Here is a 6,208-nt window from a genome sequence, read left to right on the forward strand (position 1 = left end):
AAAAGCCGATTTCTGCCAATCCAAGAGACCAAGGACAGGTCCGAGCGCCTTTCTCTTCGATTGATATATGTGCAACCCGTGCGCAACGACCCGGGATTTCCAGAGTTGGCAGAAAATGGCTTTTTCAGATCGAATAGGTTCCGCATTAGCTGATATTGTCTCTCCGCAACCAAGACAATAAATGCAGGACCCGAACCCAATGCCTTCCCCGATACCTCTAATGTCGCCGGACAAAACCCGGATCCTGGAACGTCGCGCGATGATCATGGGAATGGCTGGCAACCTGATCATGTGCGGCATGGGTCTTTATGCTGGGTATCTGTCGCAGTCGCAGGCCATCCAACTGGACGGGTTGTTTTCCCTGATTGGTTTCGCGGCGGCTTTTCTGGGTCTGCGCGTTGCGCAACGGATTGCGCGCCAGCCTGACAAGTTCCGCCCCTATGGCTATGCCGCAGATGAGGCGATCTTTGTTACCTTTCGGGCGCTGACCCTGTTCGGGCTGGTGCTTTTCGCAATGGTAAACGCCGTTCTGAGCATCCTCGGGTATCTCGGCGGGGAGCCGCAACCCGAGCTGAACTTTGGACCTATGCTGCCATATTTTGTTGCGGTTGGAGTGCTTTGTCTGGCCCTTTCGGGGTTCCACTGGTGGAGTTGGGTGCGGACGGGCCGTAAAAGTGGATTGTTGAAGCTCGAGGCACAGGCCGCCGCATTTGACGGGTTGGTCACCGCGGCCGCTGCGGTTGGCCTTCTGGGGATCGGCTACTTGAGCGACGGGGTTTTGGCGCCCATCGCCCCTATCGGAGATTCATTGGTTGTTCTGATCCTTTGCATCACAGTTCTCGCGCAGTATTTCCGGGATTTTCTGGCCGGGCTGGCCGAACTCGCCGGTGTCACGGCACAACCGCAAGATCTTGCCAGCGCGCGGCGCGCTATTCGCGGTTCACTGCAAAAGGACGGTGGGATTCTACGCGACCTGACACTCACCAAAACCGGTCGGTCCTATCTGGCCATTGCATATTACGATCCGGCGCGGCCTGTTCGCGCCAAAGAAATGGATCAATTGACCAAAACGCTGAACGCAGATGTTGCGGCCATCCTGACAGGGGCCGAATTGTGTCTGGTTGTGACGCAAACGGATCGCGCAGCGCAGATGCAGGGGGCAACATGACAAAGCTAAAGAAAAAGGCTCCGTTCTCAACATCGCTCTGTGCCCTGACCTTTCTGTCTGTGCTGCCGGGCACTGCAATGGCGGGTTCGGTGACCATCGAACCGGGCGTCGAGCCGTTCGATACGGCGCAGGAAGAAGAGGCCGTCGGTTTTCGCAACGGATCGCTGGTTGCGGTTCCAATCCCAACCTCGGACCCGACGCTCGGGTCGGGCCTGACTGTTGTCGCCGGGTACCTGTTTACATTGGACGCAGGATCCAAGCCCTCGGGCATCGGCGTGGCGGCCTTGCGCACCAGCAACGGTAGCGAAGCCTATGGGTTGGCCGCAAATTTTGCCTTCAACAATAACCGTTGGCAGATCGAGACGTTGTTTGCGGATGCCAACATCAACTATGACCTGTTCACGACCTTGGGGGAATTGCCGGTTCGACAGGACGGTCGCATCATCCGCGCCGAGCTGTCCTATGGCATTACCCCGGATTTTTCGATCGGTTTTGCAACACGCTATCTGGATACGTCCATCTCTCCTGGCGGGTCGGGATTTCAGATCCCACCCCCTTTCGATCAGTTCCTGAACATGAAGATCATCTCGCCCGCGTTGGTCGCGGAATGGGACCGGCGTGACGATACGATCTATCCAACCAAGGGCTTCAACCTCAAGGCGCAGGTTTCGCACAGTTATACGCTTGAGGGCCTGACCGGCGACTACTCCAAGGGGTTCGTGAACTATAGCCACTACTTCAACCCGATCACAAACGGGGGTCATTGCTGCACGCGCTTCGACCTGCGTGGCCAGCGATGATACCCCCTTCTTTGACCAATGTTCACTGGGCGCAACGGACGCGTTCCGAGGCTTTCCGGTCACGCAGTTCCTGAACTTGCGCTCGGTCTCGTTGCAGGTGGAATACCGGCACCGTCTGACCAACCGCTTCGGAGCCGTCGCGTTTGCCGGAGCGGGCCTGACCGGGGACAGCTTTTCAAACCTGTCAACAGGCGGCACCCATTCTGCGGCCGGTTTGGGTGCGCGCTATCGGGTGTCCAAGAAATTCCCGGTTGATCTGTCTGTCGACTGGGCACGCAATAATGACAGCGAAGATCAACTCTACATCTATGTCGGTCAACGGTTCTAAATAGCTCAACTTTTTGACGCGGTTCTGCACCTTTTGGCAGAAACCGGCTTTTTTTGGGGATGGTGTGATCCGTACGGTCCGCCCACTTGCCATTTGCGCCAAAGGAAAGAGTTTGAGTATGAGCGACAAGCCAAACCACGACCAGCCAGAACACAATGCGCGTCCGGACGCGCTCGAAAACCCCACCCGCCGCAATGTATTGGCCACGGGTATCGCTGCAGGGGCTGCGTTTCCGCTGGCCGCCCATGCAGCACAGAATGTCGGGTTGACCGATCCTGCGCCATTGTCTTCAGGCCCCTCGACCATGCGTCTACCACAGGGCTGGCGGGCGTTCGAACTGGCGTATTACGAGATGTCGGCCAATGATCCGGGGTTTCTGGAAATCTACGGCTATTGCGACACCCAAAGCTATGCCTCCGGCGACACGGTCAAACTGCATTTGACCACCACCGGCGAGACCTTTGACTATACCGTTTGGCGCGATGGCCCGACCCGAGAAGTCGTCGTTGAAAAAACCGGCGTCAAGGGCGTGTTCACGGAAACACCTCTGAATGCCCATGAGGTCGGCTGTGGCTGGCCGGTGCTGGCAGAAATCCCGATCGAGGACGAATGGCGTTCAGGTGTTTACATCATCGAATTCCGCACCCGCAATGGCGACCAGGAACAGATCAGCGAGGCTGGGTTCGTTCTGCGCGGCGCCAAAAAGACCAAGATCGCCTATATGCTGACCACATGTACAGCGACTTCCTATAACGCCTGGGGCGGTGCGAACCACTATATGGGCATCCACGGCGATGACGGTGTTGGCCCCAGCCCCCGCCTGTCGCTAAACCGCCCATTTGAGCGCGGCTTCTGGTCAGCACCGGACAATTTCAACTATCTGAGCACCAAGCCCGAGCAGTACCGGTACAAGCACGAACGCCACTACACGGCGCAGCCGACAGGCGGCTATGCGCTGATGATGGGATATGGATGGGGCGCGAACTCGGCCGGTTGGGCGGTCGACAACAAGCCCTTTGCCGTCTGGATGGAAGAAAACGGGTATGAGGTCGAATATATTGACCAGTACGATCTGGGGAACATACCAGGCGTATTGGACGGGTATGATTGCCTGGTTATCTCGGGTCACGACGAATACTGGTCCTGGGATCAGCGCGACGCCGTCGACACGTGGGTCGAACAGGGTGGCAAGCTGGCGCGATTTGCCGCCAACATGCTCTGGCAGGTGCGGGTCGAGGATCAGGGGCGCACGCAAGTGTGTTACAAATTTGGCTCAGACGACAATGATCCGGTGCGCAATGACCCCGCCAAAAAGCACTTGCTGACCAATATATGGGAGCATAAGAGCGTATCCCGACCCGCCGCCCAGACCTTTGGCGTTACGGGGTTGCAGGGTATCTATGCAACCTATGACGGTGGCTCGCCGCGCTCGAATGGCGGGTTCATGGTCTATCGCCCGGGGCATTGGATTTTCGAAGATACCGGCCTGATGTATGGCGACTCTTTCGGGGATGAAGAAGGCATCGTGGGATACGAGACCGACTCGGTCGGCTATATCACCGAACATGGTCTGCCCTATCCCACGGACCTGCATTCACCGCTGGATGGCACCGAAATTCTGGCCCTGACCCCCGGCGCCGTCGATCAGATCACCGAAGGCGGCCCCGGCAGCGCACTGGTCTCGCAATTTCTGGCCAAAGACGCCTTTGCCACGAAATGGGCGCAGCTGATCGAGGGCAAGGATGACGAGGATACGGTGAAAAAATACCGCTATGGCTCATCCCAGATCGTTGTCGCCCCGAAAGGCAAGGGCGAGGTCTTCTGTGCCGGCACTATCTATTGGTTCTTAGGCCTCAAATGGAAGGATCGTACAACTCAGCAGATCACCCACAACGTTCTCAGACATTATTCTTCCTGAATAAATAGGAGTGCAGATGGGCTGGCTTGGCCCACATTGAAATGGCTTCACGATCGCCAACGATTCTTGCAGCGTCGCCAAGATGCAGGAACTGGTTCCGTTGCAAAGTTTGTGGTTGTTCGGAATCCTGCTTTTGCGCCGATGGGTTAGGCGGCCAGTTCTGCGAATTGTAGAAATGGACAGAGTCCGGGCGTGAATTGACCTTTGCGGATCATGTGAGCAACTTCGATGCCGTCCAACGTTGCCGCTGCTGAAGTGAAGGCTTTGAACCCCAGCATCGGCCGGATACGCCTTTTGATGAAACGGTGATCCTGTTCGATGATATTGTTCAAGTATTTCCGCCTCACCATCTCAATTGGGATCGGGCAGCCAAAGCCTTTGAGCATTTTGTTGATGGCCTTGATGCCAGCGGTGTTGGCACCGCTCTTGTCGATCACAATCTTCCTCGGCAATCCATTTGTCTCCAACATCCTGGCGAAGAACCTTGTGGCTGCAGGTTTGTTTCGACGTCGTGAAAGCATGAAATCAAGGGTTTTGCCGTGTTTGTCGACAGCTCGATAGAGGTAAACCCACGCGCCTTTAATCTTGATATACGTTTCGCCCATCCTCCAAGAAAGGTCGCATGGCCCTTTGCGGCGACGTGCTGCTTCAGCGATTGCACCAGAATACCGTGTTACCCATCGGTTCAGCGTAGTGTGGTCCACTGAAACACCGCGCTCGGCCATGATTTCTTCCAGGTCTCGATAGGAGACACCGTAGCCAACGTAAAAGAACACTGCGAACAGGATCACGTCTTTCGGATACTGTGCACCTTTGAAAGAAATCATAAACTAACCTTCAACTGGGTAATGCCGTTCGCTACCCAGGCGCTAGCACCACAAAGGTCAATGGTCAAAAGTTTGCAACAGATCCCGCGGGAGCTGTTTATCGACCAGCGCACGCAGGTCGTCAATACACTGCGCGGACATCTGGCCGAATATGGGATCGTGGCACCTCAAGGCGCATCCCATATTAGAAAACTTGAGGTCATGATCGCTGATAGCGAGGCCAGCGACCTCCCTCTTGCAACGCGCAACATGTGCATCCGGATGTTCGATCATTTGAGTATTCTGGATTGGCAAGTTGATGACCTGACAGCGCGGATTGAGGCGACGGCGCAGCATGACGACACGGCACGGCGGCTGATGACCATCCCCGGGATCGGGCCGATCTGCGCGATGACGATTTCCACCCTAGCACCACCACGTGAGAGCTTCCGCAAAGGGCGCGACTTCGCCGCCTGGACCGGGCTGACTCCGAAACAGCACTCTACCGGTGGCAAGACCCGGCTGGGCCGAACATCAAAGATGGGGCAGAGAGATATACGACGATTGCTGATCCTTGGGGCCACGTCGGTGATCCAGGCAGCCGAACGCAAAGGCGGCGCCCCGGATGGCTCGTGGCTCGACCGGATGTTGAAACGTAAACCGAAACTGCTGGTGGCCATTGCCTTGGCAAACAAGATGGCCCGGATGGCTTGGGCGGTGATGAAGAACGAAGATGTGTATCGAGTTCAGCTGGCGGCCTGAGGAAAGCCAGCTGTCAGCCGGAATGCGGTAGATCTTAGCGGAGGATTATGGGCGAACAGTCGAGAATGACGGGATTGGGAAAACCAGGGAGCGTGTGTGGAGTAGAAACCCCGCAAATATGATTTGGACCTGATCTTCGAACTATCCATAAGGGCCCGCGACACCAATGTCGCAACATGAGGCCGGACACACGTAGGAACTCGACCGCATTTCCCCAAAATCACCACAAGATTCTGCTTGCGTTCCCGGAGGCGTCCACACAAGAACGCTCGAGTCAGTTGGGCCTGTTCAGTATCTGGGTGTTGTGATCGCCCTCGTTGGTGCACTGGTTTTTGCATTTCGCGGTGATTTCTCAAACCTAATCAATTTCGACCCGCATCTCGCCTTCTTGCTGATGATTACATCCAACGCCTGCCGTGGGCTCTA

At 56.3% G+C, this 6,208-nt stretch carries 6 protein-coding genes; 5 read left to right on the top strand and 1 reads right to left on the bottom strand.

What is annotated here, in order from left to right:
* The first annotated feature begins 199 nt into the window (after window positions 1–199).
* The 4 genes from Q0816_RS24760 to Q0816_RS24775 all read left to right on the top strand — a co-directional run bounded on the left by Q0816_RS24760 (window position 200) and on the right by Q0816_RS24775 (window position 4,214).
* Window positions 200–1,168 (top strand): cation transporter, encoded by a 969-nt coding sequence (locus tag Q0816_RS24760; protein ID WP_298855717.1) that lies wholly within the window; start codon window positions 200–202, stop codon window positions 1,166–1,168.
* Window positions 1,165–1,968 carry a hypothetical protein gene (locus tag Q0816_RS24765; protein ID WP_298855720.1) on the top strand — a complete coding sequence of 268 codons (804 nt, stop codon included), beginning with the start codon at window positions 1,165–1,167 and terminating at the stop codon, window positions 1,966–1,968. The genes Q0816_RS24760 and Q0816_RS24765 overlap by 4 nt, the downstream gene beginning before the upstream one ends.
* Window positions 1,955–2,296: a hypothetical protein gene (locus Q0816_RS24770; RefSeq protein WP_298855722.1), complete on the top strand. Its 342-nt coding sequence runs from the start codon at window positions 1,955–1,957 to the stop codon at window positions 2,294–2,296. The genes Q0816_RS24765 and Q0816_RS24770 overlap by 14 nt, the downstream gene beginning before the upstream one ends.
* Before the next feature lie 118 nt (window positions 2,297–2,414).
* Entirely contained in the window at window positions 2,415–4,214 is a 1,800-nt protein-coding gene (locus tag Q0816_RS24775) for a N,N-dimethylformamidase beta subunit family domain-containing protein (protein ID WP_298855724.1), read from the top strand.
* 146 nt (window positions 4,215–4,360) lie between these two features.
* On the opposite strand, the gene Q0816_RS24780 is transcribed toward Q0816_RS24775, so the two are convergent.
* Entirely contained in the window at window positions 4,361–5,041 is a 681-nt protein-coding gene (locus tag Q0816_RS24780; RefSeq protein WP_298855726.1) for an IS6 family transposase, read from the bottom strand.
* A 72-nt stretch (window positions 5,042–5,113) separates the two neighbouring features.
* Here Q0816_RS24780 and Q0816_RS24785 point away from each other — a divergent pair, with 72 nt between their 5' ends.
* Complete coding sequence (locus Q0816_RS24785; protein WP_298855728.1) at window positions 5,114–5,782, top strand: IS110 family transposase; 669 nt, start codon at window positions 5,114–5,116, stop codon at window positions 5,780–5,782.
* Window positions 5,783–6,208 lie beyond the last annotated feature (426 nt).

Source organism: uncultured Ruegeria sp. (assembly GCF_947497005.1).
Lineage (GTDB): Bacteria > Pseudomonadota > Alphaproteobacteria > Rhodobacterales > Rhodobacteraceae > Ruegeria.

Bases quoted from the DNA above. Each gene is read 5' to 3' on its own strand.
- Q0816_RS24780 (WP_298855726.1), bottom strand. From the start codon at position 5,041: ATGATTTCTTTCAAAGGTGCACAGTATCCGAAAGACGTGATCCTGTTC.
- Q0816_RS24775 (WP_298855724.1), top strand. From the start codon at position 2,415: ATGAGCGACAAGCCAAACCACGACCAGCCAGAACACAATGCGCGTCCG.
- Q0816_RS24760 (WP_298855717.1), top strand. From the start codon at position 200: ATGCCTTCCCCGATACCTCTAATGTCGCCGGACAAAACCCGGATCCTG.
- Q0816_RS24765 (WP_298855720.1), top strand. From the start codon at position 1,165: ATGACAAAGCTAAAGAAAAAGGCTCCGTTCTCAACATCGCTCTGTGCC.